Here is a 25,232-nt window from a genome sequence, read left to right as displayed (position 1 = left end):
GTCGCGATGTATATCGGCATAGATCTAGGCACGTCTGGCGTTAAGGCGATTCTGCTTGATGAGCAGGGTACAGTCCTGGCGTCGCAGACGGAAAAACTGACGGTTTCCCGTCCGCATCCGCTATGGTCCGAACAGGATCCTGAGCAGTGGTGGCAGGCGACGGATCGTGCCATGAAGGGGCTCGGTCAGCAGCATAGCCTGCAAGGGGTGAAAGCGCTGGGGATCGCTGGGCAAATGCATGGTGCAACGCTGCTGGATAAACAACAGCGCGTGCTGCGTCCCGCGATTCTGTGGAACGATGGCCGCTGCGCGCAAGAGTGTGAACTGCTGGAAGCGCAGGTTAAAACATCGCGACAGATAACCGGCAATCTGATGATGCCGGGCTTTACCGCGCCGAAACTGCTGTGGGTGCAGCGCCATGAGCCTGAAATCTTCCGTCAGGTTGATAAAGTGCTGTTACCAAAAGATTATCTCCGTCTGCGGATGACCGGCGACTTTGCCAGCGATATGTCAGATGCTGCCGGTACCATGTGGATGGACGTGGCGAAGCGTGACTGGAGCGACGAGATGCTTGCCGCCTGTCATCTGAGCCGTGACAACATGCCTGCGCTGTATGAAGGCTGCGACATCACCGGGCACCTGCTGCCAGCGGTGGCCAGCGCATGGAATATGCCTGCGGTGCCGGTGGTGGCCGGTGGTGGTGATAACGCCGCTGGCGCCGTCGGCGTCGGGATGGCGGATGCCGGTCAGGCGATGTTGTCGTTGGGAACATCGGGGGTCTACTTTGCGGTGAGCGAAGGTTTCCTGAGCAAGCCGGAAAGCGCCGTGCATAGCTTCTGCCACGCGCTGCCGGGCCGCTGGCACCTGATGTCGGTGATGCTGAGCGCGGCTTCCTGTCTGGATTGGGCCGCCAGGCTGACCGGCCTGACGACCGTGCCTGCGCTGATTAGCGCGGCGGAATCTGCCGATAATCAGGCTGATCCTATCTGGTTCCTGCCGTATCTTTCCGGTGAACGCACACCGCACAATAATCCGCAGGCCAAAGGCGTCTTCTTTGGTCTGACTCACCAGCATGGGCCTGCCGAGCTGGCGCGTGCGGTGCTTGAAGGCGTGGGCTACGCGCTGGCGGATGGGATGGATGTCGTGCATGCCTGCGGCGTGACGCCAAAGAGCATCACGCTTATCGGCGGTGGAGCGCGCAGCCCCTGGTGGCGACAAATGCTGGCGGATATTAGTGGGCTGCAGCTGGACTATCGCACCGGGGGGGATGTTGGCCCGGCGCTGGGTGCGGCGCGGCTGGCGCAAATTGCCGTTAATCCGGACAAACCACTTTCAGACCTGCTGCCGCAACTGCAGTTGGAACAAACGCATTGCCCGGATGCTCAGCAGCATACGGTTTATCAGCAGCGCCGTGAGACTTTCCGCAGGTTGTATCAGCAGCTTCTCCCGCTGATGTCCTGACGATAAATCCCTCCTGTTCGCAGGAGGGATTTACTCCCGCAATTAAACCGGCGAAAACGATAAAAAAATCGCATGGTTTTATTCTGAAATGCTCCCTTGACTCCCTTTTTCAGTGTCGCCGTTCTCCCGTATCCCATAATGTGCATTTGATGGATAAGGAGATCCCAATGAAACGTTCTGTGCTTATTGCATGGTTATTTATGCTGGTCGGAGCCCTGATTTACCTCATTGGTTTATGGCGGGCTTGTCCGTTATTAAGCGGTAAAGGCTATTTTCTGGGTGTGTTGATAACCAGCATGTTCATCATCTATGTCTACCAGCGTGAAGTGAAACGTGGACTGCTTGACGAGCGTTTTGCTGCTGTCTGCCAGATGGTGGCGCTTATGACTAGCGGGTTGCTGCTGGTGGGATTATGGAATGCGCCGCTCTCGCTGGTCGAAAGAGGCGCATATCTTGCGGCGTTCTGTCTCTGTATATCAGGTCAGTATCTTCTGATGCGGGTCGCGGTATTAACTGACCAGCCTACGGGTATCGACACGCTGTAGCATCATAGAAAGCACGAGGCTTCCGGCAAGCGTTGCGGTGAATATCCAGAGAATATCCAGGGCAGGCCAGCGTTTTAATTCCAGACCGCCGGTACGTAAGGTGTAAATAATTAGCGCGTGAAAGCCATAAATACCCAGCGAATGTTTTGAAATAAAGCCCAGTCCTGGAAGCACTCGTGCATTCAGGGTGTTTTTAACCAATGTCAGCAGCGATGCGGCGCAGATAAAGACCATCGGGCCGCAGTAGACGTACCAGGTGTCGGCGAAGTTGCCGCGCCATTGCAATTCGTGGAGCGTCCCGCGCGAAATAATCCACACCGCGGCTGCAAATAACAGCCCGCAGCACCACGTCAGCGATTTTTTATCGGTTTCCATCATGCCGATAGCGCGGCCAAGTAGCCCGTAAATAACGTAATAAAACGTATCGCCGTTGATGTACAGATTGACCGGCAACCATTCAACGCCGTGCGTACTCAACGAAACGGTATTGGGGTTTGCCACCAGGCCAATCACCACCATTAAAGCCAGCAGCATTTTACCGCTCATAGCTTTGACCTCAATCAGCGGCGAAACCAGGTAAATGACGATGATGGCGAAGAAAAACCACAGGTGATAGAACACCGGTTTTTGCAGCAGATGCTTCAAAGAGGCTTCAACGCTGATATGGGTAAAAGAGGCGATAAACAGCAACGCGATAGCGCTATAGAACAGCAGGCAGAGCGCAATGCGGAGAAAATGGCGCGGCTGTGCGCTGCGTGGGCCGAAAAACAGGTAGCCGGAAATCATAAAAAAGAGCGGCACGCTGACGCGGGAAGCGGAGTTTAAGACGTTGGCAAAGTCCCAGCTTAGCGGGCTCACGTCGTGCGGGTGGGTGATATACCAGGTTGTAGTATGGATCATCACTACCATCAGGCAGGCAATTCCGCGTAAGTTCTCAATCCAGCTAATCTTTGCTTGCATCAGATACCTATTATTCCGCTATAAATAAGGTCAGACTCGCCCCAGTGCTAGCTATCTCACTGGATAATTCCGAGTTTCTCACCCTGCACTTGTGATGGCGTAGCAATCTTCGCACAATGCGGCGGTAAGAAAGGGGTAAAGCCTAAAATAACAGCCCGGTAAGATAAATAATGATGATGAAGTCTCTCTCTACTTTGCTGGCACTTATTGTCCTCGCAGGGTGCTCGTCGGCTGAACCGCCGGTGGTGCAAAAATCGCAAAGCGCGCGGGTGAATTCCGAGCGTTCGCTCTCCATGGAGCAACTGTGCAAAGACAACGCGGCAGAGCGCTATAATACGGCGGCGAAGAAAATCGACGTCACCGGGTTTGAACGTTTTCAGGGCAGCTACGAACTGCGTGGCTATACCATGCGAAATGAAAGTTTTGTCTGCTCTTTCGATGCTGATGGCCGATTTTTACATCTCTCCATGAGCTAAAACAGGTAGGTTGGCGGCAAAAACCGGCCTGTTTTTCCCAATTTAGTCTAAACAACCTCGTTTCATACTGTATATCTCGCAGCCAGCGGGTATACTGACTCCTTCCTTTAAATCCACACGTATCCAGCACGAAATCATATGCAAAAGTTTGATACCAGGACCTTCCAGGGCCTGATCCTGACCTTACAGGATTACTGGGCTCGTCAGGGCTGCACCATTGTTCAACCACTGGACATGGAAGTTGGCGCCGGCACCTCACACCCGATGACTAGCCTGCGTGCGTTGGGGCCAGAACCGATGGCAACTGCCTACGTGCAGCCTTCCCGTCGCCCAACCGATGGCCGTTATGGCGAGAACCCGAACCGTTTACAACACTACTATCAGTTCCAGGTAGTGATTAAACCGTCTCCGGACAATATCCAGGAGCTGTACCTCGGATCGCTGAAAGAGCTGGGTATGGACCCGACCATTCACGACATTCGTTTCGTGGAAGACAACTGGGAAAACCCAACGCTGGGTGCCTGGGGTCTGGGTTGGGAAGTGTGGCTGAACGGCATGGAAGTGACTCAGTTCACTTACTTCCAGCAGGTTGGCGGTCTGGAATGTAAGCCGATCACCGGCGAGATCACCTACGGTCTGGAACGTCTGGCGATGTACATTCAGGGCGTAGACAGCGTTTACGACCTGGTCTGGAGCGACGGCCCGCTGGGTAAAACCACCTACGGCGACGTGTTCCATCAGAACGAAGTGGAGCAGTCCACCTACAACTTTGAATACGCGGACGTGGACTTCCTGTTCACCTGCTTCGAGCAGTACGAGAAAGAAGCGCAGCAGCTGCTGGCGCTGGAAACTCCGCTGCCGCTGCCTGCTTACGAGCGTATTCTGAAGGCCGCCCATAGCTTTAACCTGCTGGATGCGCGTAAAGCCATCTCCGTCACCGAACGTCAGCGCTATATCCTGCGCATTCGTACCCTGACCAAAGCAGTGGCAGAAGCTTACTATGCTTCCCGTGAGGCCCTCGGCTTCCCGATGTGCAACAAGAATAAATAAGAGGCGGCCATGTCTGAAAATACTTTTCTGGTGGAAATCGGCACTGAAGAGCTGCCACCAAAAGCGCTGCGCAACCTGGCTGAATCCTTTGCTGCGAACGTCACGGCAGAGCTGGATAACGCCGGCCTCGCGCACGGTAACGTTGAATGGTTTGCAGCTCCTCGCCGTCTGGCGCTGAAAGTGGCAAATCTGGCGGCTGCGCAAGCGGATCGCGAAGTTGAAAAACGCGGCCCGGCGATTGCCCAGGCGTTTGACGCGGAAGGTAAACCAAGCAAAGCGGCTGAAGGCTGGGCGCGCGGCTGCGGTATCACCGTCGATCAGGCTGAGCGTCTGACCACAGATAAAGGCGAATGGCTGCTGTATCGCGCGCACGTGAAAGGTGAAAGCACCGAAGCGCTGCTGCCGAACATGATTGCCAACTCGCTGGCTAAGCTGCCAATTCCTAAACTGATGCGCTGGGGCGCGTCTGACGTCCACTTCGTGCGTCCGGTTCACACCGTGACCCTGCTGCTGGGTGATAAAGTCGTTCCGGCGACCATTCTCGGCGTGCAGTCCGATCGCATTATCCGCGGTCACCGCTTTATGGGCGAGCCTGAGTTCACCATCGACAATGCCGACCAGTACCCGCAGATTCTGCTGGAACGCGGCATGGTGATGGCTGACTACGAAATGCGTAAAGCCAAAATTAAAGCCGATGCTGAAGAAGCGGCGCGTAAGATTGGCGGCAATGCGGATCTCAGCGAAAGCCTGCTGGAAGAAGTTACCTCACTGGTGGAATGGCCGGTGGTGCTGACCGCGAAGTTCGAAGAGAAATTCCTCGCGGTACCAGCTGAAGCGCTGGTTTACACCATGAAGGGCGATCAGAAGTACTTCCCGGTTTATGACAACGCGGGCAAGCTGCTGCCAAACTTCATCTTCGTGGCGAACATCGAGTCGAAAGACCCGCAGCAGATTATCTCCGGTAACGAGAAAGTGGTTCGTCCACGTCTGGCTGATGCAGAGTTCTTCTTCAATTCTGACCGTAAAAAACGTCTGGAAGATCACCTGCCGCGCCTGCAAACCGTGCTGTTCCAACAGCAACTGGGTACGCTGCGCGATAAGACTGACCGTATTCAGGCGCTGGCCGGTTGGATCGCGGGCCAGATTGGCGCTGACGTCAACCACGCAACCCGCGCGGGCTTGCTGTCCAAGTGTGACCTGATGACCAACATGGTCTTCGAGTTCACCGACACCCAGGGCGTGATGGGCATGCACTACGCGCGCCATGATGGCGAAGCGGAAGACGTTGCCGTTGCGTTGAACGAGCAGTATCAGCCGCGCTTTGCCGGTGACGATCTGCCGTCTAACCCGGTTGCTTGTGCGCTGGCGATTGCTGACAAGATGGACACCCTGGCGGGTATCTTCGGTATTGGTCAGCATCCGAAAGGCGACAAAGACCCGTTTGCGCTGCGTCGTGCTGCGCTGGGCGTGCTGCGTATCATCGTTGAGAAGAACCTGCCGCTGGATCTGCAGACCCTCACCGAAGAAGCGGTGCGTCTGTATGGTGACAAGCTGACCAACGCGAAAGTGGTGGATGAAGTTATCGACTTCATGCTCGGTCGTTTCCGCGCCTGGTATCAGGACGAAGGCTACACCGTTGACACCATCCAGGCCGTGCTGGCACGTCGTCCGACGCGTCCGGCAGATTTCGATGCGCGTATGAAAGCAGTGTCCCACTTCCGCACGTTGGAAGAGGCCTCTGCGCTGGCTGCGGCCAACAAGCGTGTATCCAACATCCTGGCGAAATCAGACGAAACGCTGAACGATATCGTTCACGCTTCCGTGCTGAAAGAAGCGGCGGAAATCAAGCTGGCGGGTAACCTGGTTGTGCTGCGCGACAAACTGCAGCCGTACTTTGCGGAAGGTCGTTATCAGGAAGCGTTGGTTGAACTGGCCTCCCTGCGTGAGCCGGTGGATGAGTTCTTCGAGAACGTGATGGTTAACGCTGAAGACCAGAACGTGCGTGTGAACCGTCTGACGCTGCTGTCTAAACTGCGCGATCTGTTCCTGCAGGTAGCGGATATTTCGTTGCTACAGTAATCAGTCTGCTGATAATTAAAAACCTGCTCTCGAGCAGGTTTTTTTATGTCTAAAATATTATTACCAGAAACATTAATAATTCCAGTATTAATAAATATGTTTATAGATATTTATGACTGAGAAATATTTTAGGCATACATCAAAGTAAGATAGTGTAATATTTAAGGTAGAATGATTGCGGGTGCTTGAGACTGTCTGTCTCAGGTATTCGCCCGATGGCAGACAGAGAAAAGCCCCACCTGATGGTAAATCAAAGTGAGGCCAACTCTATGCCTAGACCACATAAGGTTAGCCTCTTACTTGTTGAAAATCAACACAGGAGGCCAGGGATGCCGCAAAAATCTATGTTGTATATACCCGTCATACTTCAAGCTGCAGGCGCGTTGGCTGCGTTCGCTCACCCCAGTCACGTACTTATGTACGCTCCTGGGGATTCCCTCTCTTGCCGCCTTCCTGCAACTCGAATTATTTAGGGTATAGTTTGATAGTGATATGTCTCACTATTTTATTATTTACCTGGATGATTCGTGATTCATTATGTGAATTGCATATTAAGCAAGGAAACAATGAATTAGCGGCATCTTTAGCTTGCGATATTAGACAGTAAGGGCGTACGGCGGGGAATATTCCCCGCCGCTATTGCGGCGTTATGCAGGCTCAATGCACCCTATTTTATTTACCAAAATAATATTATGGTTTTCCGTTAGCGGAAGGACTATTTTTTTATGGATATGAAAATTGTGCAAAAAAGAACCTTGAAATGGCTGGCGCAATGCGTTTATGCTTTGCCGCGACGAATCCCTCGTCTCACTGAGGCACACTGAAAATGGACAAACACACCTGCTGAATTCGAATCCTTGCTGGGCGCTTGCCGCAAGCAGGGGAACTATTGATTTCATTCAGGAGTGCTTATGGCCCATTGTGCGCAATCCCCTTCTTTTGTTTTACATCAGGTTACCTGTCAGTTTCCGACGGGTGATACTCTTTTTGGTCCGCTGAATTTATCGCTGGAGCGTTCACTGTGTGGCCTTGTCGGGCGCAACGGTGTGGGCAAATCCCGACTGCTGCGCCTGCTGGCGAGCGTTGATGAACCTTCCTCCGGACATATTGAATGTTTTACATCCTGCGCTTATGTGGCTCAGCAGCATGCGGCCTCAGCGGAAACCACGCTAGCTGAGTTGCTGGGATACGAGGCAATTTTTGCCGCGCAGCGGCGTCTCGAGCAAGGCCAGCCCCACGATGACGACATCGAGACGCTGGACGGTTTCTGGGATCTATCGGACCGGCTCCATGTCGCTTTCCAGGGGGCAGGGTTGGGTGAGTTTAGCCCGCTAAGGCTGGCCAGCTCCTTAAGCGGCGGCGAACGGGTGAAAGCGCTGCTTTGCGCTGCGTTCACCTCCGGCGCCCATTTTCTGCTCCTTGATGAACCCACCAACCATCTGGATAGGTCAGGACGCGAGTGGTTCTATCAACAGCTCGACGCCTGGCAGGGCGGGGCGCTTGTCGCGAGCCACGACCGGGAACTGTTGGCTCGGATGCCGCGCATTCTTGAGCTGACGCCTGTGACGCTACGCAGTTATGGCGGTAGCTACGAGCAGTATCAGCAGCAGCGTGATGCGGAACAGCAGGCGGCGCGAGCCGCGCTCGATCATGCCGCCACTGAACGCCGTCGCACGCGTGCCAGGCTGCACAAAGAGCATGATGACTGCCAAAGGCGTTCAGCTAAAACGCTGCGCACCGTCGATTCTCTCAATATCGCCTCGTTTGAACGGGTGAAGTACAAAGGGGCGGCAAGAGAGCGGCCTGGTACCCTGTTGCGCCAGCATCGTGAGCAGCAGAGTGCATTGGACAGTGCGGTGAAGCAGGCACGGGAGCGGGTGGAAGAGGATACGCCAGTGATGTTTACACTGCCCGGTAGCATGGTGCCCTGCGGTAAGCAGGTTCTGGTGCTGGAGGCGTTACAGCTGGTACATCAGGCGCATCCTGCTCTCGACTGGCGCATGGACGGTCCGATGCGGGTCGCGCTGCGTGGCCCTAATGGCTGCGGAAAAACGACGTTGCTTAAAACGATCGTTGGGCTTGAAACGCCTCTGACCGGACACTGTCAGCTTTCGGTCGCGGCTGCCTGGCTGGATCAGCACCTTAGCCAGTTCGACTTATCGTTATCAGTAATGGACCATCTTCGCGCGGGCGATACGCCGCTGGAGGAAGGGGTGCTTCGCACCCGGCTGGCGCAGTTGCAGCTTGGGGCGAATAAAGTCAATCTGCCGTTATCAGCGCTCAGCGGTGGTGAGCGGTTAAAGGCGGCGCTGGCCTGCGTGCTGTGGCGGCGAGAATCTACGCAGCTCTTGTTGCTGGATGAACCGACCAACCATCTCGATCTGGCATCGGTGCAGGCCATTGAAGCGGCGCTGGCTGATTTTCCGGGGGCGATGCTGGTGGTGTCTCACGATGAGACGTTCTTACAGAGGCTGAAACTGACACATGCGCTGGAGTGGCGTGAGTCGGGCTGGCATTTTACCGCGCTATAGATAAAAAAAATCCCCGCCATAGGGCAGGGATTTTCAATTCTTAGCGGCGTTAACTTACAGGGAAGTTACGTTGCCAGCTGCTGGGCCTTTAGCGCCGTTCTCGATGGTGAAGGAAACTTTCTGACCTTCGTCCAGAGATTTGTAGCCATCGTTCTGGATAGCAGAGAAGTGTACGAACACGTCTTTAGAACCATCGTCAGGAGTGATGAAGCCGAAACCTTTATCAGCGTTGAACCATTTTACGATACCAGTCATTTTACCGGACATAGAAATTACCTTTAAAAATTAATTGAGCCTTACGGCGATATGGCATGCTTTACAGAATTTAAAGCGTAAAGGAAATGTCACTACGAGGGGTACCAATGGATAACCTTGAAGGGAACTGCTTTACTCAACTGCTTTGTGGTCTGTATGTCAAACCGTGGACGTATTAACGCATACTTCTTATCGCAAAAGCAAACGTTATCTACGGATAAATTACAAAGCCCCTGGGGTTTTAGCATTGGTATTGATTCGTAATTGATTGATAAGTAATGATTGTTGATACTTGTGAGCGGTTTGTAAAAAAACGTTATTTGACCCCGGCAGCGCACTGCCGGGGTCAAATATCAGACCTTTTGCGCCGATTCAGGCAGCGTTGTCGCTGCGTTGTCGCTTTGATTCTGCTGATTTTTACCGGCCGCGTACTTCACCATTAGCGCGATGGCCGACAGCACTGCGGGGATCGCCAGCAGGGCAAAAATGGTCTTAAACGACAGCTCGGCCTGCATCAGGAAAGCGCCGCTGAAGGCACCGAGGATCCCGCCGAAGCGCCCCAGGCCCAGCATCCAGGCCACGCCAGTTGCACGTCCCTGGGTTGGATAAAAGCCGGCCGCCAGCGCTGGCATCGAGGACTGTGCGCCGTTCATAATCGTCCCCGCGATAAACACCATCACGCCCATCAGCACCAGGTTGCTGGTTGAGAAGCCCACCAGGCAGACAAAGATGCCAGTTAGCAGGTAGCCTACCGCCACCACTTTGTTTGGGTTGATTTTGTCCATCAGCGCGCCCAGCACCAGCACGCCAATGCCTCCACCGAGCGGGAACAATGCGGTGATGACGGAAGCCTGGCTCAGCGTCGCGCCGGTCTCACGGATCAGCAGCGGTAACCAGCTGGTCAGCAGATAGAAGATCAGCAGGCCCATAAAGTAGGTCAGGCACAGCATGATGGTACCCACCAGGTAGCGCGGCGAGAAAATGACCCCCAGCGCCGACTGCTCTTTGACCTGGCCCGCCTCCTGCAGGACAAAGCGCGTGTTCTCGGGCAGCGCGGCAATGCGGCGCAGAATATTGCTAATCTGCTGCTGAGAGCGGTTTTTGACCGCCAGATAACGGGCCGACTCCGGCAGCAGGAAAATTAACGCGACCGCCAGCGCCAGCGGCATCACGCCGCCCAGCACCAGTACGCTCTGCCAGCCGTAATGCGGGATCATCCATGCGGAGATAAAGCCGCCCATTGATGAACCAATCGGGAAGCCGACGAACATCAGGTTAACCATCAGCGCGCGGCGGCGCTCCGGCGCGTATTCGCTCATTAACGTTGCGGCGTTAGGCATGGCGGCACCAAGCCCTAAGCCGGTTAAGAAGCGCAAAACCGTCAGCTGCGTCAGCGAGGTTGCGAAGGCGGTAATCAGGCTGAAGCCGCCAAAGACCAGAATCGACAGCACCAGCACCTTTTTGCGGCCAATGCGGTCGGCCATCGGCCCTGCGGTCAGCGCGCCGACGGCAAGTCCCACCAGCGCGGCGCTCATCACCGGGCCGAGGTCAGATTTCTGCACGCCCCATTCCTGAACCAGGTCGGACGCAATAAAGCCGATAATGGCGGTATCGAAGCCGTCCAGCGCGACGGTCACAAAGCACAGCACCAAAATCATCCACTGGTACTTTGAGAAGGGGTGGCGGTTGATAAAAGCCTGAATATCCGTTGTTGTCTGTGTTGTCATGCGGTAATTCCTGCTAATCGGTGCAAAGAAGTGGTTTTTTCAACGCTTATCTTCTTCGTCGGTATTGAGGTATTTGGGCGATTATCGAACGTTTTGTCGTTAATCGTTCGTTAAATAAAATCACTTATGCCGCAGGACAACAATCTGCCGTGGTCAGGAAGTGTGCGATTATCGCGCTATCCGTGATGAATTGGCTTGTTAGTAGATGAAAAATGGTTCTATATCATAGTGTTAATCCTTTTTTTGTACCGGGTTTTCACGACGATAAATGTGATGGATGCAACAGCTCGTTAACATTTTTCGGTAACCGCCGGAGAACGTATGAAAAAGGTATCTTGCGGCGCGGCTCTGGACTATCCTTGTCACCGTTAGGCACGCGTGTGCCGGTTTGCGCTTTTTTTGGCTGAAGGAGTATGAAAATGGCGACAGGAAAGTCCTGCTCTCGCTGGTTTGCGCCTGTTGCGGCGTTATTAATGGTGGTTAGCCTGAGTGGGTGTTTTGATAAGGAAGGCGATCAGCGTAAAGCATTCGTCGATTTCCTGCAGAATACCGTTATGCGCGGCGGTGAACGCCTGCCGACGTTGACCGCTGACCAGAAAAAACAGTTCGGTCCTTTTGTTTCCGACTACGCCGTTATTTATGGCTACTCACAGCAGGTAAGCCAGGCGATGGATGCAGGTTTGCGTCCGGTTGTTGATAGCGTTAACGCGATTCGCGTGCCGCAGGATTACATGACCCAGCGCGAGCCGCTGCGTCAGGCTAATGGTTCACTGGGCGTGCTGAGCCAGCAGCTGCAGAATGCGAAAATGCAGGCTGATGCCGCGCATGCTGCGCTGAAACAGGCCGATGACCTGAAGCCGGTGTTTGATCAGGTGTACAGCAAAGTCGTGACCGGCCCGTCCGATGCGCTGCAGCCGCTGATCCCAGCCGCGCAGGTGTTCACTCAGCAGCTGGTGCAAGTGGGTGATTTTGTTGCGCAGCAGGGTACTCAGGTGAGCTTCGTGGCGAACGGTATCCAGTTCCCAACTTCACAGCAGGCAAGTCAGTACAATTCGCTGATTGGCCCATTGGCGGCACAGCACCAGGCGTTTAGCCAGGCGTGGACCGCGGCAGTTAACGCTACCAGATAAGCATTATGGCTGCCCGGCGCGATGCCGGGCAGCATCGTTTTACCCCGCAATCTGCGGGTTCACGCAGTTCTTCTCAACGTTCCCCTTCAGCGCATCAATCAGGTTATCCACCGCGCAGGCCGCCATGTTGTAGCGGGTCTCATGCGTCGCGGAACCGATATGCGGTAACGCCACCACATTAGGCAACTTCAGCAGTGGGGAGTCTACCGGCAGCGGCTCTTGCTCAAATACGTCCAGCCCGGCGGCGTGGATCTCACCGTTTTGTAGCGCGGCAATGAGTGCCTTTTCATCCACCACCGGGCCACGGCCGGCGTTGATAAAGATGGCGGAAGATTTCATTCGGGCAAACTGCTCGGCGCCGAACAGGTGGTGCGTTTCTTCGCTTAGCGGCAGGATCAGGCAGACAAAATCGGCTTCTTCCAGCAGCGTATTTAAATCACAGTAACGGGCATTAAAGCGCTCTTCCGCCTGCGGGTGGTGGCGTCGTGCGTTGTAGAGAATCGGCATGTTGAAGCCGAAATGCGCGCGTTGGGCGAGGGCCATACCAATACGCCCCATCCCGACAATCCCCAACGTCTTGTGGTGTACGTCGATGCCGAACCAGTCTGGGCCAATCCCCTGCTTCCACTCGCCTGCTTTGACACGCTCAGCCACTTCCACCACGCGACGGGCGGAGCTTAATACCAGCGTCATCAGCGTATCGGCCACGGTTTCGGTGAGCACCGTCGGCGTGTGCATCAGCAGAACGCGACGAGCGTTTAGCGCCTCGACATCGAAATTGTCATAGCCCACGGAGATGGTGGAGGTGGCGCGCAGCTTCGGCATCTTCTCTAACAAAGCAGTATCAACGGTTTCACTCGAGCCCAACAGCCCTTCGGCATTGGCGAACGCCTCGGCGTGCTGTTGCACAGTCTCCGGGTGCAGGTTGGGTACGCGGGTGACGGTGAAATGATCGTTCAGGCGTTGTAACAAATCATCAGGCAGGGCTTTGTAGAGAATAACGGACGGCTTCATGGGTATCTCCATGGGTTGAAGAGGGAAGTGTTGATCGTTAGCAGGCTTAACAATCCCACAGCGGGGCGAAAAGTACCAGTCCTGAAAATGGGGTGGGAAGAAACCGGACAGGGAAAGCGTCCTGTCCGGTCAGGGCGTTACTGCGGGCTTAAGGTGATTTCTACGCGACGGTTCTGCGCTTTGCCTTCCGCGGTGCTGTTACTGGCGATAGGATTCGCCGGGCCCATGCCGGAAGTCCGGATACGAGCAGCGGCCACGCCCTGGGTGATAAGCGAGCTGGCAACGGAGTCAGCGCGCTGTTGCGACAGCGTCATGTTCAACTGCTGGCTGCCGGTGCTGTCGGTATAGCCGACCACGTTCACCGCGGTTTTCTCATACTCTTTCAGCACCATTGCTACACCGGTCAAAGTGTTAGCCCCTGCGGGTTTGAGGGTGGAAGAGGAGCTGTCGAAGGTGACGTTGTTTGGCATGTTCAGCACGATATTATTGCCGTTACGCGTGACGCTCACGCCGGTCCCCTGCATTTTCTGACGCAGTTTGGCTTCCTGTGCATCCATGTAATAGCCCACGCCACCGCCAACGGCTGCACCGGCCGCCGCGCCAATCAGCGCGCCTTTGCCGCGATCGTGCTTAGACGAGGCCAGTGCGCCGATACCCGCGCCCACGAGTGTCCCGAGGCCTGCGCCAATGCCGGTTTTGCTGGCTTCCTGTTCGCCGGTATACGGGTTGGTGGTACAGCCGGAAACGGCCAGTGCGCCGCTAACCAGGGCTGCAATCATGAGCATGCGTTTTTTCATCTTATTTCCTTAATCCTTTTTATTCTTTGCCACGGCAGGTGTGGCGGTTGATTATGACGTGCAAAACCGGGGAAAATTCCCGGAAGATTTTGTCTTTTTGTAAAAAACATTGAGCGATGAACACAACGTCGCCGAACCACCTGCATCAGCTATCCGGGAGCTCGCTTTGCCACATTCACCGACCACGAAAACTATCCTGACTGCCGCCCACTGGGGCCCCATGTGGGTTGAGACCGACGGAGAGCGCGTGCTCTCTTCACGCGGTGCGCTGAAAACGTCGTTCACCAATTCTCTGCAAAGCGTGGTCCGCGATCAGGTGCACAGTAAAACGCGTGTACGCTACCCGATGGTGCGTAAGGGCTTTCTGGCATCGCCGAGCCGTCCTCAAGGCGTTCGCGGTCAGGATGAGTTTGTGCGGGTGAGTTGGGACGAGGCGTTGACGCTGATTGACCAGCAGCACCGCCGTATTCGTGAAAGCTACGGGCCGTCGTCCATTTTTGCGGGGTCGTACGGCTGGCGTTCAAACGGCGTATTGCACAAAGCGGCGACGCTACTTCAGCGCTATATGAGCCTGGCGGGCGGTTATACGGGGCATCTGGGGGATTATTCCACCGGCGCGGCACAGGCGATCATGCCGCACGTGGTGGGCGGCAACGAGGTCTATCAGCAGCAGACCAGCTGGCCGATGGTGCTGGAACACACCGACGTGGTGGTGCTGTGGAGCGCCAACCCAATGAATACGCTGAAAATTGCCTGGAACGCTTCTGACGAGCAGGGTCTGCCCTATTTTGAACAACTGCGTAAAAGCGGTAAACGCCTGATCTGTATCGATCCGATGCGATCGGAAACCGTTGCCTTCTTCGGCGAGTCAATGGAGTGGATTGCGCCACACATGGGCACGGACGTGGCGCTGATGCTGGGCATCGCCCATACGCTTGTCGTCAATAATTGGCACGATACCGACTTTTTATCGCGCTGCACCACCGGTTTCCCGACGTTTGCCGATTACCTGCTGGGTAAAAGCGACGATGAACCGAAGTCTGCTGAATGGGCGGCTGCGATTTGTGGTGTGAGCGCAGATAAAATTCGTGAACTGGCGGAAATCTTCCATAAAAATACCACCATGTTGATGTCTGGCTGGGGGATGCAGCGCCAGCAGTTTGGTGAGCAAAAGCACTGGATGCTGGTGACGCTCGCCGCCATGCTGGGGCAGATCGGTACGCCGGGCGGCGGCTTTGGCCTCTCTTACCACTTTGCGAACGGTGGTAACCCGACGCGTCGCGCAGCGGTGCTGGCATCCATGCAGGGCACGGTGAAAGATGGCGTTGATGCCGTTGATAAAATTCCGGTAGCGCGTATCGTCGAGGCGCTGGAAAACCCCGGTGCGCCGTACCAGCATAACGGATTGGATCGCCACTTCCCGAATATCCGCTTCGTCTGGTGGGCCGGCGGTGCCAACTTTACCCATCATCAGGACACCAACCGGCTGATTCGCGCCTGGCAAAAGCCAGAACTGGTCGTCATTTCTGAATGCAACTGGACGGCAGCGGCGCGCCATGCCGATATCGTGCTGCCCGCCACCACCTCGTTTGAACGCAACGACCTCACCATGACCGGCGATTACAGTAATCAGCACCTGGTGCCGATGAAGCGAGTGGTGATGCCGCGTGATGAAGCGCGCGATGATTTTGAGGTGTTTGCCGACCTCAGCGAGCGTTGGGAAACCGGTGGGCACGCGCGATTTACCGAAGGGAAAAGCGATCTGCAGTGGCTGGAAACCTTCTATCACATTGCCGGGCAACGCGGAGCCAGCCAGCAGGTGACGCTGCCGCCGTTTGCTGAATTCTGGCAGGCCAACGAATTGATTGAGATGCCGGAGAGCGAGCAGAACGCCGCCTTCGTGCGCTTTGGCGCATTTCGTGCCGATCCGCAGGCGAATCCGCTGAAAACGCCAAGCGGTAAAATTGAGATCTACTCCGAGCGTATTGCCAGCTTCCAGTATCCCGACTGTCCGCCGCACCCGATGTGGCTGGAGCCAGACGAGTGGCACGGCAATGCGCAACCGGGCCAGCTTCAGCTGTTGTCCGCCCATCCGGCGCATCGCCTGCACAGCCAGCTTAACCATACTACGCTGCGTGAACGCTATGCGGTTGCTGGGCGTGAGCCGCTAACGCTGCACCCACAGGATGCGCAGGCCCGGCAGATTAACGATGGCGATCTGGTTCGTGTCTGGAACCATCGCGGGCAGGTGCTGGCGGGGGCGGTGGTGAGTGAGGACATCAAGCCCGGTGTTATCTGCCTGCATGAAGGGGCATGGCCGGATTTAGACCTTCAGGCGGACGGTATTTGTAAAAACGGTGCGGTGAATGTTCTCACCAAAGATATCCCCAGCTCGCGGCTGGGGAACGGGTGCGCGGGGAATACGGCGCTGGCCTGGATTGAAAAATATGCAGGGCCAGCGCTTACGCTAACGGCATTTGATCCGCCTGCCAATGCATAATCCAGGTCGGATGCCGGGTTTCATCCTGCCACGCGCTGTCCTGAATACGGAAACCCTGCGCGTGATAGAAATTCACCGCCCGGCTGTTTTTCTGATACACCTCCAGGCTGAGCTCGGAGAAGCGCTGCTTCACGACGCTCAGCAGCGCGCTACCAATGCCGTGGTGGAGCCGGTTCGGCGCGACAAACAGCGCGCCGACGAACCTTGCTTCAATCACGCTGACAAACCCCTGTAGCCGCTGCTCCTCCTCAAAGACCCAGGTTTCTGCCGCCGGGAGATAGGTATCGCGCACGATGGGCAGGCTCTCCTGCCAGTACTGGGGGGCGATAAACGGGTGTGCGTAGGTGGTGCTTTCCAGCCACAGCCCCAACAGCGGTTCAAACTGGCTAGTGTTCCATTTTCTTATCATGCTGAGCTCCAGGATGGCAGAAGCAGTGGGTGACATGGTCGTTGACCAGCCCACAGGCTTGCATGAAGGAATAACAAATCGTGGTGCCAACAAACTTAAAGCCACGTTTTTTCAGTGCCTTAGATAGCGCATCAGAGGCGGGCGTTGAGGTAGCAATGCCGCTCAGTTCGGCGGCCTGGGTGACGATTGGGGTGTTATCAACAAACGACCAGACAAAATCATTAAACGATTCGCCGTTGGCTTCCATCGCCAGGAAGGCGCGAGCGTTGCCGATAATGGCCTGAATTTTTCCCCGATGGCGAATGATACCGGCATCCAGCACCAGTCGCTCCACGTCAGCTTCGGTCATCGCGGCAACCTTGACCGGATCGAAATGGTGAAACGCATGGCGATAGTTTTCGCGTTTTTTCAGTACGGTAATCCAGGAAAGTCCGGCCTGTTGTCCTTCCAGACAAATCATCTCAAACAGCTCCTGGTTATCCCTTTGGGGCACGCCCCATTCAGTGTCGTGATACGCGATGTACAGCGGATCCTGACTTACCCAACCACAGCGTTGCATTTGATTCTCCCTGTTTTTGTTGATGGATCACGACTGATAATAAAACCCTGCACTTCTCTTGACGCTGATAAGAAAATAGCAATAGTTAGTACAGGGGAGTTCCCCTCTAAAAACATAACAATAATTGCCGAATCTGGCTCTTTAGTGGAGTCAATTAATGAATAATAAGAAATGCAATGGCCTTTGGCGATGTGCTGTTCCGGCATCGGGCTTTGTGTGGATGTTACTTTCGCCACATGCAAATGCCTGGCAACAGGAATATATCGTGTCTGATGGGCAAAGTAATACTGCCGAGCGCTATACATGGGATAGCGATCACCAACCGCGCTATGACGATATCCTTGCTGAACGCATTGAGGCGCTGCAGGCGGGGGCCGGGGTCAATATGAATCTGCCGGATAACACCCCGCTGGATGCGACTAAAACCATGAGCATCGGCTTGAATATTCCGCTAACGGAAAATATGACGATGGGCCCCGTCGCCGCCTGGCACTATGACGGCTCGCCGGGTTTCATGTGGAATGAGTTCGGCGATACGGTGAACAGCGTTTCGCAGTCCGATGCGCTGTGGCACGCCAGCGTCAGTACGCTGGGATGGCGTGTGGATACCCATCCGTGGCTAGGAATCCGTCCTTGGGCCCAGGTGAGCTACAACCAACAGTTTGGTGAAAACCAATGGAAAGCGCAGTCCGGGCTTAACCGTACGCCAACCTCAACGCAGGATGGCAACTGGGTCGATGTGACTCTGGGGGCTGATATGTTATTAAATTCACATCTGGCCGCCTATGCCGCGCTCTCGCAGGCCGATAACATGTCTGCTGGCACCAACTACTCCTACATGATGGGCGTGAGCGCGCGCTTCTGATCTACGATGTTTCTTTGAAAAATTCAGCGGCAGGTGATTTTTGGCAATGCCATTCATTCCGCCGCTGATGCATTTCATTCCGTCCTGAATGCACTTCATGCCTTTTAAAACCCGCAAAAATGCTAACTTCGTTATCGTTGGCAGCAGTTAATTTAAGAAGGCATCATCATCATGAACGCTGCAACCAAAAATCATACCCGCTGGCTGACATTATTCGGCACCATCATTACCCAATTCGCATTAGGTTCCGTTTATACCTGGAGCCTGTTTAACAGCGCGTTGTCCACTAAGCTGGATGCATCCGTTAGCCAGGTGGCGTTCTCCTTCGGTTTATTAAGTTTAGGTCTGGCGCTCTCTTCTTCCGTCGCCGGTAAATTACAGGAACGCTTCGGTGTAAAACGCGTCACGATGGCTTCCGGTATTCTGCTGGGTATCGGTTTCTTCATGACTGCTCATGCGAACAATCTGATGATGCTGTGGCTGAGCGCGGGGGTTATTGTGGGTCTGGCGGACGGCGCGGGTTATTTGCTGACGCTCTCCAACTGCGTGAAATGGTTCCCGGAGCGTAAAGGCCTGATCTCCGCCTTTGCGATCGGTTCTTATGGTTTAGGTAGCCTTGGTTTTAAATTCATCGATAGCCAACTGCTGGCAACGGTAGGTCTGGAAAAAACCTTCATGATCTGGGGCGCTATCGTACTGGTGATGATTGTCTTTGGTTCCATGCTGATGACCGATGCACCAAACCAGAAAGTCACCACCACCAACGGCGTTGTCGCGAACGATTTCACCCTGGCAGAATCCATGCGTAAACCGCAGTACTGGATGCTGGCCGTGATGTTCCTGACTGCCTGCATGAGCGGCCTGTATGTTATCGGCGTAGCGAAAGACATCGCGCAGGGTATGGTACACCTGGATCTGGCAACTGCAGCGAACGCCGTGACCGTTATCTCCATTGCTAACCTGGGCGGCCGTCTGGTTCTGGGTATTCTGTCTGATAAAATTGCGCGTATCCGTGTTATTACCATCGGCCAGGTTATCTCGTTGGTGGGTATGGCGGCGCTGCTGTTCGCTCCGCTGAATGAAGTGACCTTCTTTGCGGCGATTGCCTGTGTGGCCTTTAACTTCGGTGGCACCATCACCGTCTTCCCATCGCTGGTCAGCGAATTCTTTGGCCTGAACAACCTGGCGAAAAACTACGGTGTGATTTATCTGGGCTTCGGTATCGGCAGCATCTGTGGTTCCCTGATTGCGTCGATGTTCGGCGGGTTCTACATCACCTTCTGCGTCATCTTCGCACTGCTGATTCTCTCTCTGGCACTGTCTACAACAATTCGTCAGCCAAAAAAAGAAGTTCTGCAGGAAGCTCACGCTTAATTATTACCTTTCCTCTTAAGTTGATTCTGACCAAATATTGTAAATGTTTGGTCAGATCACACTCTCTCCGAATACTTTTCTCCTTTCTTGTTGTCTACTTATCGCGCTTGCATGTGATGCCTGTAATGGCATAACACATATATTAATTGGTTCGCTAATAATGTGATTTGGCACCAGTTTTTCTTTTTCCCTTTTTCCAGGGTTTTGTTGAATGCGATATATAAAAGCGATGTCCCAGCAGACGTTGAGTCTTCTGCTGGCGGTCTACATCGGCTGGTTTATGAACTTCTCCGTATTGTCCCGTCGGTTTGAGGGGTATTTGCAGGACTTCAGTTTCGAGAAAGGTCTGTTCATCGTTATTGAGCTTGTTGGTACGCTGCTGGTGACCTTCTTCTTATTCCGCGTGCTTTCTATTGGGGGCCGTCGGTTGTGGAAGGTGCTGGCAACGCTGGTGGTGCTGATTTCTGCTGGCGCCAGCTATTACATGACCAACCTGAACGTCGTGATTGGCTATGGCATTGTGGCTTCGGTCATGACCACTGATGTTGATCTGTCGAAGGAGGTCGTAGGCTGGCACTTCATCAGCTGGCTGGTGCTGACCAGTATCCTGCCGCTGGCCTGCATCTGGATTAATCAGGCGCGCGATACGCTGCTTTATCAACTGCGCACGTCGGGGCAGCGCCTTCGCGGTATTGCGATTGTGCTGCTGTCAGCGCTGCTGGTTTGGGGGCCGATTCGTCTGATGGAGGTCCATCTGAAGGAGACCGAGCGGCTGTCGCAGGTGGATCTGCCGAGCTATGGCGGCGTGCTGGCGAACTCTTACCTGCCAAGCAACTGGGTGGCGGCGCTGGGTCTTTACGGCTGGACGCAGGTTGATGAGTCGACGGATACCCGTGAACTGTTCGACCCGGCGAAGAAATTCACCTATATCGCGCCAAAGGATATTGATGACACCTACATGGTGTTTATCATCGGCGAAACCACCCGCTGGGATCATATGGGCCTGTTTGGCTACGAGCGCAATACCACGCCGGGTCTGGCAAAAGAGAAAAACCTGGTCGCGTTCCGCGGCTACTCCTGTGATACCGCCACCAAGCTTTCGCTGCGCTGTATGTTTGTCCGCCAGGGCGGGGCGAGCGATAACCCGCAGCGCACGCTGAAAGAGCAGAACGTCTTTGCGGTGCTGCATCAATTGGGCTTCACCGGCGACCTGCTGGCGATGCAGAGCGAGCTGTGGTTCTACAGCAACACGATGGCGAACAATATTGCCTATCGCGAGCAGATTGGCGCGGAGCCGCGTAATCGCGGTAAGAGCGTGGACGACATGCTGCTGGCTGATGAGCTACAAAACGTGCTCGCCCGTCAGAGCGAGAAGGGCAAACACCTCATTATTATCCACACCAAAGGCTCGCACTTTAACTACACCCAGCGTTACCCGCGCAACTTTGCGCAGTGGAAACCGGAGTGTGTGAACGTGGACGACAAGTGCAGTAAGGCGGAGCTTATCAACTCCTACGATAACTCCATTACCTATGTCGATCACTTCCTGGTGAACGTCTTTGATCAGCTGCGCGACAAGAAAGCGATTGTCTTCTTTGCCGCGGATCACGGTGAGTCGATTAACGAGCACGAACGCCTGCACGGCACGCCGCGTAAGATGGCGCCACCGGAGCAGTTCCGCGTGCCGATGATGGTCTGGATGTCGGATAAATATCTGCAAAATCCGGATCACGCGAAGTCGTTCGCTTACCTGCAACAGCAGGCGGCGATGAAGCAGCCGAAGCGCCACGTGGAGCTGTACGATACGATCATGGGCTGCCTGGGTTACACCTCACCAGACGGCGGTATCAATGCGTTCAACAACTGGTGCCACGTGCCGGAAACCCAGAAAGTGGCGCAGTGATGCGTTCTTCATCGAACAAAAGGCATGGTTTTAATAAGGGATTGACGACCAAAAAACGCAGCAGTAAGATCTGCTGCGTACGGTGATTGGCGCAGTCTGGTAGCGCACTTCGTTCGGGACGAAGGGGTCGGAGGTTCGAATCCTCTATCACCGACCAGTTTGGAAAGCCTGCTCAACGAGCAGGCTTTTTGCGTTTATAGCCCTGGTAGCCTGGACGAGACGTTTATGCTGATTCCGGGGAGATCCCGGCGGCGCTTCGCTTGACCGGGCTACATGCTACTTGTTCACAATTTTGTGACATATTCCATTGTATTTTCGTATGCATAGACGAATCTTTTTTTTCGCTGCTTATGACTAAGCTCAGCATTTTCCCCTGTGCGTTTTAACGTTCGCGGCATTAATCGCTCAGATTATCATCATATCGAAATAAATTTTTCACATAACGGCTAAATGTTAATCGCTGAATGTTGCAAAATATTAAGTGGATTACTCTGCCTTCTTGCCCATAGCATAAATTTCTCTGCTGAAAATAGTGCTTCGGGGTTTTTTTAATCTTTGCCCATCCATTCTCACCTTCAATACAAATCCCGGTTAACTGTATTGACGTTTTCACATTCTATTGACAGATTGTAGGGCATGAGGGGCATTTCATGGAGAATCCGCACTGCAACTCAGATGTTCCAGTGAAAGGAATCCCTCGCCTCTATATGCACCGACCAAGCCGGGTAAAAAATAAATAAGGTCAGGCGGTGTAACCCAATGCAAAGGGTAAAAACAACACATATCACATTGGAGCAGAAAATGAGTATTTCCTTGAAGAAGTCAGGGATGCTGAAGCTGGGTCTCAGCCTGGTCGCCATGACCGTTGCAGCCAGCGTACAGGCAAAAACCCTGGTTTATTGTTCAGAAGGCTCGCCGGAAGGCTTTAACCCACAGCTCTTTACGTCTGGTACCACCTATGATGCCAGCTCCGTACCAATCTATAACCGTCTGGTTGAATTCAAAACCGGCACCACGGAAGTCATTCCAGGTCTGGCAGAGAAGTGGGACATCAGCCCGGACGGCAAAACCTACACCTTCCACCTGCGTCAGGGCGTGAAGTGGCAGGACAATAAAGATTTCAAACCAACGCGTGACGTGAACGCCGACGATATCGTCTTCTCCTTCGACCGTCAGAAAAACGCGCAGAACCCGTACCACAAAGTCTCTGGCGGCAGCTATGAATACTTTGAAGGGATGGGCCTGCAGGACCTGATTAGCGAAGTGAAAAAAGTCGACGATCATACCGTTCAGTTCGTGCTGACTCGCCCGGAAGCGCCGTTCCTGGCCGACCTGGCGATGGACTTCGCGTCTATTCTGTCAAAAGAATATGCTGACAACATGCTGAAAGCCGGCACGCCGGAGAAAGTTGACCTGAACCCAATCGGTACTGGTCCTTTCCAGCTGGTTCAGTACCAGAAAGACTCCCGTATTCTGTACAAAGCCTTCCCGGGCTACTGGGGCACCAAGCCGCAGATCGATCGCCTGGTCTTCTCCATCACGCCTGACGCTTCCGTGCGTTACGCCAAGCTGCAGAAGAATGAGTGCCAGGTCATGCCGTACCCGAACCCGGCTGACATCGCACGCATGAAAGAAGACAAGAGCATCAACCTGATGGAACAGGCTGGCCTGAACGTGGGTTACCTCTCCTTCAACACCGAGAAAAAACCATTTGATGACGTGAAAGTGCGTCAGGCGCTGACCTACGCGGTCAACAAAGAAGCGATCATCAAAGCCGTTTATCAGGGTGCAGGCGTTGCGGCTAAGAACCTGATCCCGCCAACCATGTGGGGCTATAACGACGACGTCAAAGACTACAGCTATGATCCGGAAAAAGCCAAGGCGCTGCTGAAAGAAGCGGGCCAGGATAAAGGCTTCACCGTTGAGCTGTGGGCGATGCCGGTACAGCGTCCGTACAACCCGAACGCTCGCCGTATGGCCGAGATGATTCAGGCTGACTGGGCGAAGATCGGCGTACAGGCCAAAATCGTGACCTACGAATGGGGTGAGTACCTCAAGCGTGCGAAAGCCGGTGAACACCAGGCTGTCATGATGGGCTGGACCGGCGACAATGGGGATCCGGATAACTTCTTCGCGACGCTGTTCAGCTGCGCGGCGGCGAAAGACGGTTCTAACTACTCTCGCTGGTGCTACAAGCCGTTTGAAGATCTGATTCAACCGGCACGTGCTACCGATGACCACAACAAACGCGTTGAGCTGTACAAACAGGCTCAGGTGGTGATGCACGATCAGGCTCCAGCGCTGATCATCGCTCACTCCACCGTATACGAGCCGGTGCGTAAAGAAGTCAAAGGCTATGTGGTTGACCCATTAGGTAAGCACCACTTCGACAACGTATCTATCGAATAATAAAGACGATGCCCTAACCGGCAGCGCATCGCTTCCTGCCCCCCTTGGGGTGGGAAGCTGTGCCGTATCTGCGCCTCTCGCGTTTAAGAAAGGCGGCAGATTTGTGAGCAATACAGACGACCTGTGACCAGGCGGGCCGTCATTAGAGAGAATCAGGGTTATGTTGCAGTTCATCCTCAAACGATTGGGTCTGGTGATCCCGACGTTTATCGGTATCACCCTCCTCACGTTTGCCTTCGTGCATATGATCCCCGGCGATCCGGTGATGATTATGGCGGGCGAGCGTGGTATTTCCCCTGAGCGCCATGCCCAGCTTCTGGCCGAACTCGGCCTGGATAAGCCAATGTGGCAACAGTACATCCACTATATCTGGGGCGTACTGCACGGTGACTTAGGCATTTCATTGAAAAGCCGACTCCCGGTGTGGGACGAGTTCGTGCCGCGCTTTAAAGCGACGCTGGAGCTCGGTATCTGCGCCATGATTTTCGCCATTGCCGTGGGTATCCCGGTGGGCGTGCTGGCCGCGGTTAAGCGAGGTTCCATCTTCGATCACACCGCCGTTGGCCTGGCGCTGACCGGCTACTCCATGCCGATTTTCTGGTGGGGCATGATGCTTATCATGCTGGTGTCGGTGCACTGGAACCTGACGCCGGTCTCTGGACGCGTCAGCGATATGGTGTTCCTTGACGACTCTAATCCGCTGACCGGCTTTATGCTGATTGATACCGCCATCTGGGGCGACCCGGGCAACTTCATTGATGCGCTGGTGCACATGGTTCTGCCGGCCATCGTGCTCGGGACTATTCCGCTGGCGGTGATCGTGCGTATGACCCGTTCCTCCATGCTGGAAGTGCTGGGCGAAGACTATATCCGTACCGCGCGCGCCAAGGGCTTAACCCGTATGCGCGTGATCATCGTTCACGCCCTGCGTAACGCGATGCTGCCGGTGGTGACCGTTATCGGCCTGCAGGTGGGTACGCTGCTGGCAGGTGCGATTCTGACGGAAACCATCTTCTCCTGGCCGGGTCTCGGACGCTGGCTGATTGACGCGCTGCAACGCCGTGACTATCCGGTAGTGCAGGGTGGGGTGCTGCTGGTGGCGACGATGATTATCCTCGTCAACCTGCTGGTAGACCTGCTGTACGGCGTGGTGAACCCGCGCATTCGTCATAAGAAGTAAGGGGCCAT

At 54.6% G+C, this 25,232-nt stretch carries 22 protein-coding genes and 1 tRNA gene; 15 read left to right on the top strand and 8 right to left on the bottom strand.

Features of this window, described 5'->3' with window-relative positions; translation table 11 throughout:
- The first annotated feature begins 6 nt into the window (after window positions 1–6).
- Both xylB and yiaB read left to right on the top strand, forming a co-directional pair.
- Window positions 7–1,461 (top strand): xylulokinase, encoded by a 1,455-nt coding sequence (gene xylB, locus HII27_RS08210; protein WP_185667440.1) that lies wholly within the window; start codon window positions 7–9, stop codon window positions 1,459–1,461.
- A gap of 167 nt (window positions 1,462–1,628) precedes the next feature.
- Entirely contained in the window at window positions 1,629–2,006 is a 378-nt protein-coding gene (gene yiaB / locus HII27_RS08205) for an inner membrane protein YiaB (protein WP_185667439.1), read from the top strand.
- On the opposite strand, the gene HII27_RS08200 is transcribed toward yiaB, so the two are convergent.
- Window positions 1,971–2,966 (bottom strand): acyltransferase, encoded by a 996-nt coding sequence (locus tag HII27_RS08200; protein ID WP_185667438.1) that lies wholly within the window; start codon window positions 2,964–2,966, stop codon window positions 1,971–1,973. The genes yiaB and HII27_RS08200 overlap by 36 nt on opposite strands.
- A 170-nt stretch (window positions 2,967–3,136) precedes the next feature.
- On the opposite strand from HII27_RS08200, the gene HII27_RS08195 reads away from it, so the two are divergent.
- The 5 genes from HII27_RS08195 (at window position 3,137) to HII27_RS08175 (ending at window position 9,102) form a co-directional block, all read left to right on the top strand.
- Entirely contained in the window at window positions 3,137–3,442 is a 306-nt protein-coding gene (locus tag HII27_RS08195; protein WP_185667437.1) for a YsaB family lipoprotein, read from the top strand.
- Window positions 3,443–3,580: 138 nt separating this feature from the next.
- Window positions 3,581–4,492, top strand: coding sequence for a glycine--tRNA ligase subunit alpha (gene glyQ, locus HII27_RS08190; RefSeq protein WP_035893112.1), 912 nt, complete (start codon window positions 3,581–3,583; stop codon window positions 4,490–4,492).
- A gap of 9 nt (window positions 4,493–4,501) precedes the next feature.
- Complete coding sequence (gene glyS, locus HII27_RS08185) at window positions 4,502–6,571, top strand: glycine--tRNA ligase subunit beta (protein ID WP_185667436.1); 2,070 nt, start codon at window positions 4,502–4,504, stop codon at window positions 6,569–6,571.
- A 442-nt stretch (window positions 6,572–7,013) separates the two neighbouring features.
- Window positions 7,014–7,178 (top strand): type I toxin-antitoxin system toxin HokA, encoded by a 165-nt coding sequence (gene hokA / locus HII27_RS08180; RefSeq protein ID WP_185667435.1) that lies wholly within the window; start codon window positions 7,014–7,016, stop codon window positions 7,176–7,178.
- Between the two features lie 304 nt (window positions 7,179–7,482).
- Window positions 7,483–9,102, top strand: a complete 1,620-nt coding sequence (locus HII27_RS08175) for an ABC-F family ATP-binding cassette domain-containing protein (RefSeq protein WP_185667434.1) — start codon at window positions 7,483–7,485, stop codon at window positions 9,100–9,102.
- A 54-nt stretch (window positions 9,103–9,156) separates the two neighbouring features.
- Here HII27_RS08175 and cspE read toward each other — a convergent pair whose 3' ends face one another.
- Complete coding sequence (gene cspE / locus HII27_RS08170) at window positions 9,157–9,369, bottom strand: transcription antiterminator/RNA stability regulator CspE (RefSeq protein WP_035893107.1); 213 nt, start codon at window positions 9,367–9,369, stop codon at window positions 9,157–9,159.
- 341 nt (window positions 9,370–9,710) lie between these two features.
- Window positions 9,711–11,084 (bottom strand): MFS transporter, encoded by a 1,374-nt coding sequence (locus HII27_RS08165; RefSeq protein ID WP_223883173.1) that lies wholly within the window; start codon window positions 11,082–11,084, stop codon window positions 9,711–9,713.
- A gap of 419 nt (window positions 11,085–11,503) precedes the next feature.
- On the opposite strand from HII27_RS08165, the gene HII27_RS08160 reads away from it, so the two are divergent.
- On the top strand, window positions 11,504–12,214 hold the full coding sequence (locus tag HII27_RS08160) for a DUF3053 domain-containing protein (protein WP_185667433.1): 711 nt from the start codon (window positions 11,504–11,506) through the stop codon (window positions 12,212–12,214).
- 39 nt (window positions 12,215–12,253) lie between these two features.
- On the opposite strand, the gene ghrB is transcribed toward HII27_RS08160, so the two are convergent.
- Window positions 12,254–13,228 (bottom strand): glyoxylate/hydroxypyruvate reductase GhrB, encoded by a 975-nt coding sequence (gene ghrB / locus HII27_RS08155; RefSeq protein ID WP_185667432.1) that lies wholly within the window; start codon window positions 13,226–13,228, stop codon window positions 12,254–12,256.
- A 137-nt stretch (window positions 13,229–13,365) separates the two neighbouring features.
- Window positions 13,366–14,025: an OmpA family lipoprotein gene (locus HII27_RS08150; RefSeq protein WP_035893103.1), complete on the bottom strand. Its 660-nt coding sequence runs from the start codon at window positions 14,023–14,025 to the stop codon at window positions 13,366–13,368.
- A gap of 166 nt (window positions 14,026–14,191) precedes the next feature.
- On the opposite strand from HII27_RS08150, the gene HII27_RS08145 reads away from it, so the two are divergent.
- Complete coding sequence (locus HII27_RS08145; protein ID WP_185667431.1) at window positions 14,192–16,525, top strand: molybdopterin guanine dinucleotide-containing S/N-oxide reductase; 2,334 nt, start codon at window positions 14,192–14,194, stop codon at window positions 16,523–16,525.
- On the opposite strand, the gene HII27_RS08140 is transcribed toward HII27_RS08145, so the two are convergent.
- Genes HII27_RS08140 through HII27_RS08130 form a run of 3 tightly spaced genes read right to left on the bottom strand, consistent with a single transcriptional unit; the run spans window position 16,488 to window position 17,729 of the window.
- A complete protein-coding gene (locus HII27_RS08140; RefSeq protein ID WP_185667430.1) occupies window positions 16,488–16,934 on the bottom strand; it encodes an N-acetyltransferase in 447 nt (148 codons plus the stop codon). The two genes, HII27_RS08145 and HII27_RS08140, sit on opposite strands and share 38 nt — an antisense overlap.
- A complete protein-coding gene (gene tag / locus HII27_RS08135) occupies window positions 16,912–17,493 on the bottom strand; it encodes a DNA-3-methyladenine glycosylase I (protein WP_185667429.1) in 582 nt (193 codons plus the stop codon). Before tag ends, HII27_RS08140 begins: the two co-directional genes overlap by 23 nt.
- On the bottom strand, window positions 17,472–17,729 hold the full coding sequence (locus HII27_RS08130; protein WP_185667541.1) for a hypothetical protein: 258 nt from the start codon (window positions 17,727–17,729) through the stop codon (window positions 17,472–17,474). The genes tag and HII27_RS08130 overlap by 22 nt, the downstream gene beginning before the upstream one ends.
- Here HII27_RS08130 and HII27_RS08125 point away from each other — a divergent pair.
- The 6 genes from HII27_RS08125 (at window position 17,651) to dppB (ending at window position 25,224) form a co-directional block, all read left to right on the top strand.
- Window positions 17,651–18,358 (top strand): autotransporter outer membrane beta-barrel domain-containing protein, encoded by a 708-nt coding sequence (locus HII27_RS08125; RefSeq protein WP_185667428.1) that lies wholly within the window; start codon window positions 17,651–17,653, stop codon window positions 18,356–18,358. The two genes, HII27_RS08130 and HII27_RS08125, sit on opposite strands and share 79 nt — an antisense overlap.
- A 171-nt stretch (window positions 18,359–18,529) precedes the next feature.
- On the top strand, window positions 18,530–19,732 hold the full coding sequence (locus HII27_RS08120; RefSeq protein ID WP_185667427.1) for an L-lactate MFS transporter: 1,203 nt from the start codon (window positions 18,530–18,532) through the stop codon (window positions 19,730–19,732).
- A gap of 211 nt (window positions 19,733–19,943) precedes the next feature.
- Window positions 19,944–21,635, top strand: a complete 1,692-nt coding sequence (gene eptB / locus HII27_RS08115) for a kdo(2)-lipid A phosphoethanolamine 7''-transferase (protein ID WP_185667426.1) — start codon at window positions 19,944–19,946, stop codon at window positions 21,633–21,635.
- An 80-nt stretch (window positions 21,636–21,715) separates the two neighbouring features.
- Window positions 21,716–21,792: transfer RNA gene (locus HII27_RS08110), tRNA-Pro, on the top strand.
- A gap of 644 nt (window positions 21,793–22,436) precedes the next feature.
- Window positions 22,437–24,044 carry a dipeptide ABC transporter periplasmic-binding protein DppA gene (dppA, locus tag HII27_RS08105; RefSeq protein WP_185667425.1) on the top strand — a complete coding sequence of 536 codons (1,608 nt, stop codon included), beginning with the start codon at window positions 22,437–22,439 and terminating at the stop codon, window positions 24,042–24,044.
- 160 nt (window positions 24,045–24,204) lie between these two features.
- Entirely contained in the window at window positions 24,205–25,224 is a 1,020-nt protein-coding gene (dppB, locus tag HII27_RS08100; protein WP_185667424.1) for a dipeptide ABC transporter permease DppB, read from the top strand.
- The last annotated feature ends 8 nt before the right edge of the window (window positions 25,225–25,232 follow it).

Origin of the sequence: Kluyvera sichuanensis, assembly GCF_014218705.1 — a bacterium.
Classification (GTDB): domain Bacteria; phylum Pseudomonadota; class Gammaproteobacteria; order Enterobacterales; family Enterobacteriaceae; genus Kluyvera; species Kluyvera sichuanensis.
This window is presented reverse-complemented; position numbering and strand designations above follow the sequence as displayed.

What these genes read in the sequence shown, in the direction of transcription:
- xylB (WP_185667440.1), top strand. Translation starts at nt 7, where the DNA reads ATGTATATCGGCATAGATCTAGGCACGTCTGGCGTTAAGGCGATTCTG.
- yiaB (WP_185667439.1), top strand. Translation starts at nt 1,629, where the DNA reads ATGAAACGTTCTGTGCTTATTGCATGGTTATTTATGCTGGTCGGAGCC.
- HII27_RS08200 (WP_185667438.1), bottom strand. Translation starts at nt 2,966, where the DNA reads ATGCAAGCAAAGATTAGCTGGATTGAGAACTTACGCGGAATTGCCTGC.
- HII27_RS08195 (WP_185667437.1), top strand. Translation starts at nt 3,137, where the DNA reads ATGATGATGAAGTCTCTCTCTACTTTGCTGGCACTTATTGTCCTCGCA.
- glyQ (WP_035893112.1), top strand. Translation starts at nt 3,581, where the DNA reads ATGCAAAAGTTTGATACCAGGACCTTCCAGGGCCTGATCCTGACCTTA.
- glyS (WP_185667436.1), top strand. Translation starts at nt 4,502, where the DNA reads ATGTCTGAAAATACTTTTCTGGTGGAAATCGGCACTGAAGAGCTGCCA.
- HII27_RS08175 (WP_185667434.1), top strand. Translation starts at nt 7,483, where the DNA reads ATGGCCCATTGTGCGCAATCCCCTTCTTTTGTTTTACATCAGGTTACC.
- cspE (WP_035893107.1), bottom strand. Translation starts at nt 9,369, where the DNA reads ATGTCCGGTAAAATGACTGGTATCGTAAAATGGTTCAACGCTGATAAA.
- HII27_RS08165 (WP_223883173.1), bottom strand. Translation starts at nt 11,084, where the DNA reads ATGACAACACAGACAACAACGGATATTCAGGCTTTTATCAACCGCCAC.
- HII27_RS08160 (WP_185667433.1), top strand. Translation starts at nt 11,504, where the DNA reads ATGGCGACAGGAAAGTCCTGCTCTCGCTGGTTTGCGCCTGTTGCGGCG.
- ghrB (WP_185667432.1), bottom strand. Translation starts at nt 13,228, where the DNA reads ATGAAGCCGTCCGTTATTCTCTACAAAGCCCTGCCTGATGATTTGTTA.
- HII27_RS08150 (WP_035893103.1), bottom strand. Translation starts at nt 14,025, where the DNA reads ATGAAAAAACGCATGCTCATGATTGCAGCCCTGGTTAGCGGCGCACTG.
- HII27_RS08140 (WP_185667430.1), bottom strand. Translation starts at nt 16,934, where the DNA reads ATGATAAGAAAATGGAACACTAGCCAGTTTGAACCGCTGTTGGGGCTG.
- tag (WP_185667429.1), bottom strand. Translation starts at nt 17,493, where the DNA reads ATGCAACGCTGTGGTTGGGTAAGTCAGGATCCGCTGTACATCGCGTAT.
- HII27_RS08125 (WP_185667428.1), top strand. Translation starts at nt 17,651, where the DNA reads ATGAATAATAAGAAATGCAATGGCCTTTGGCGATGTGCTGTTCCGGCA.
- HII27_RS08120 (WP_185667427.1), top strand. Translation starts at nt 18,530, where the DNA reads ATGAACGCTGCAACCAAAAATCATACCCGCTGGCTGACATTATTCGGC.
- eptB (WP_185667426.1), top strand. Translation starts at nt 19,944, where the DNA reads ATGCGATATATAAAAGCGATGTCCCAGCAGACGTTGAGTCTTCTGCTG.
- dppA (WP_185667425.1), top strand. Translation starts at nt 22,437, where the DNA reads ATGAGTATTTCCTTGAAGAAGTCAGGGATGCTGAAGCTGGGTCTCAGC.
- dppB (WP_185667424.1), top strand. Translation starts at nt 24,205, where the DNA reads ATGTTGCAGTTCATCCTCAAACGATTGGGTCTGGTGATCCCGACGTTT.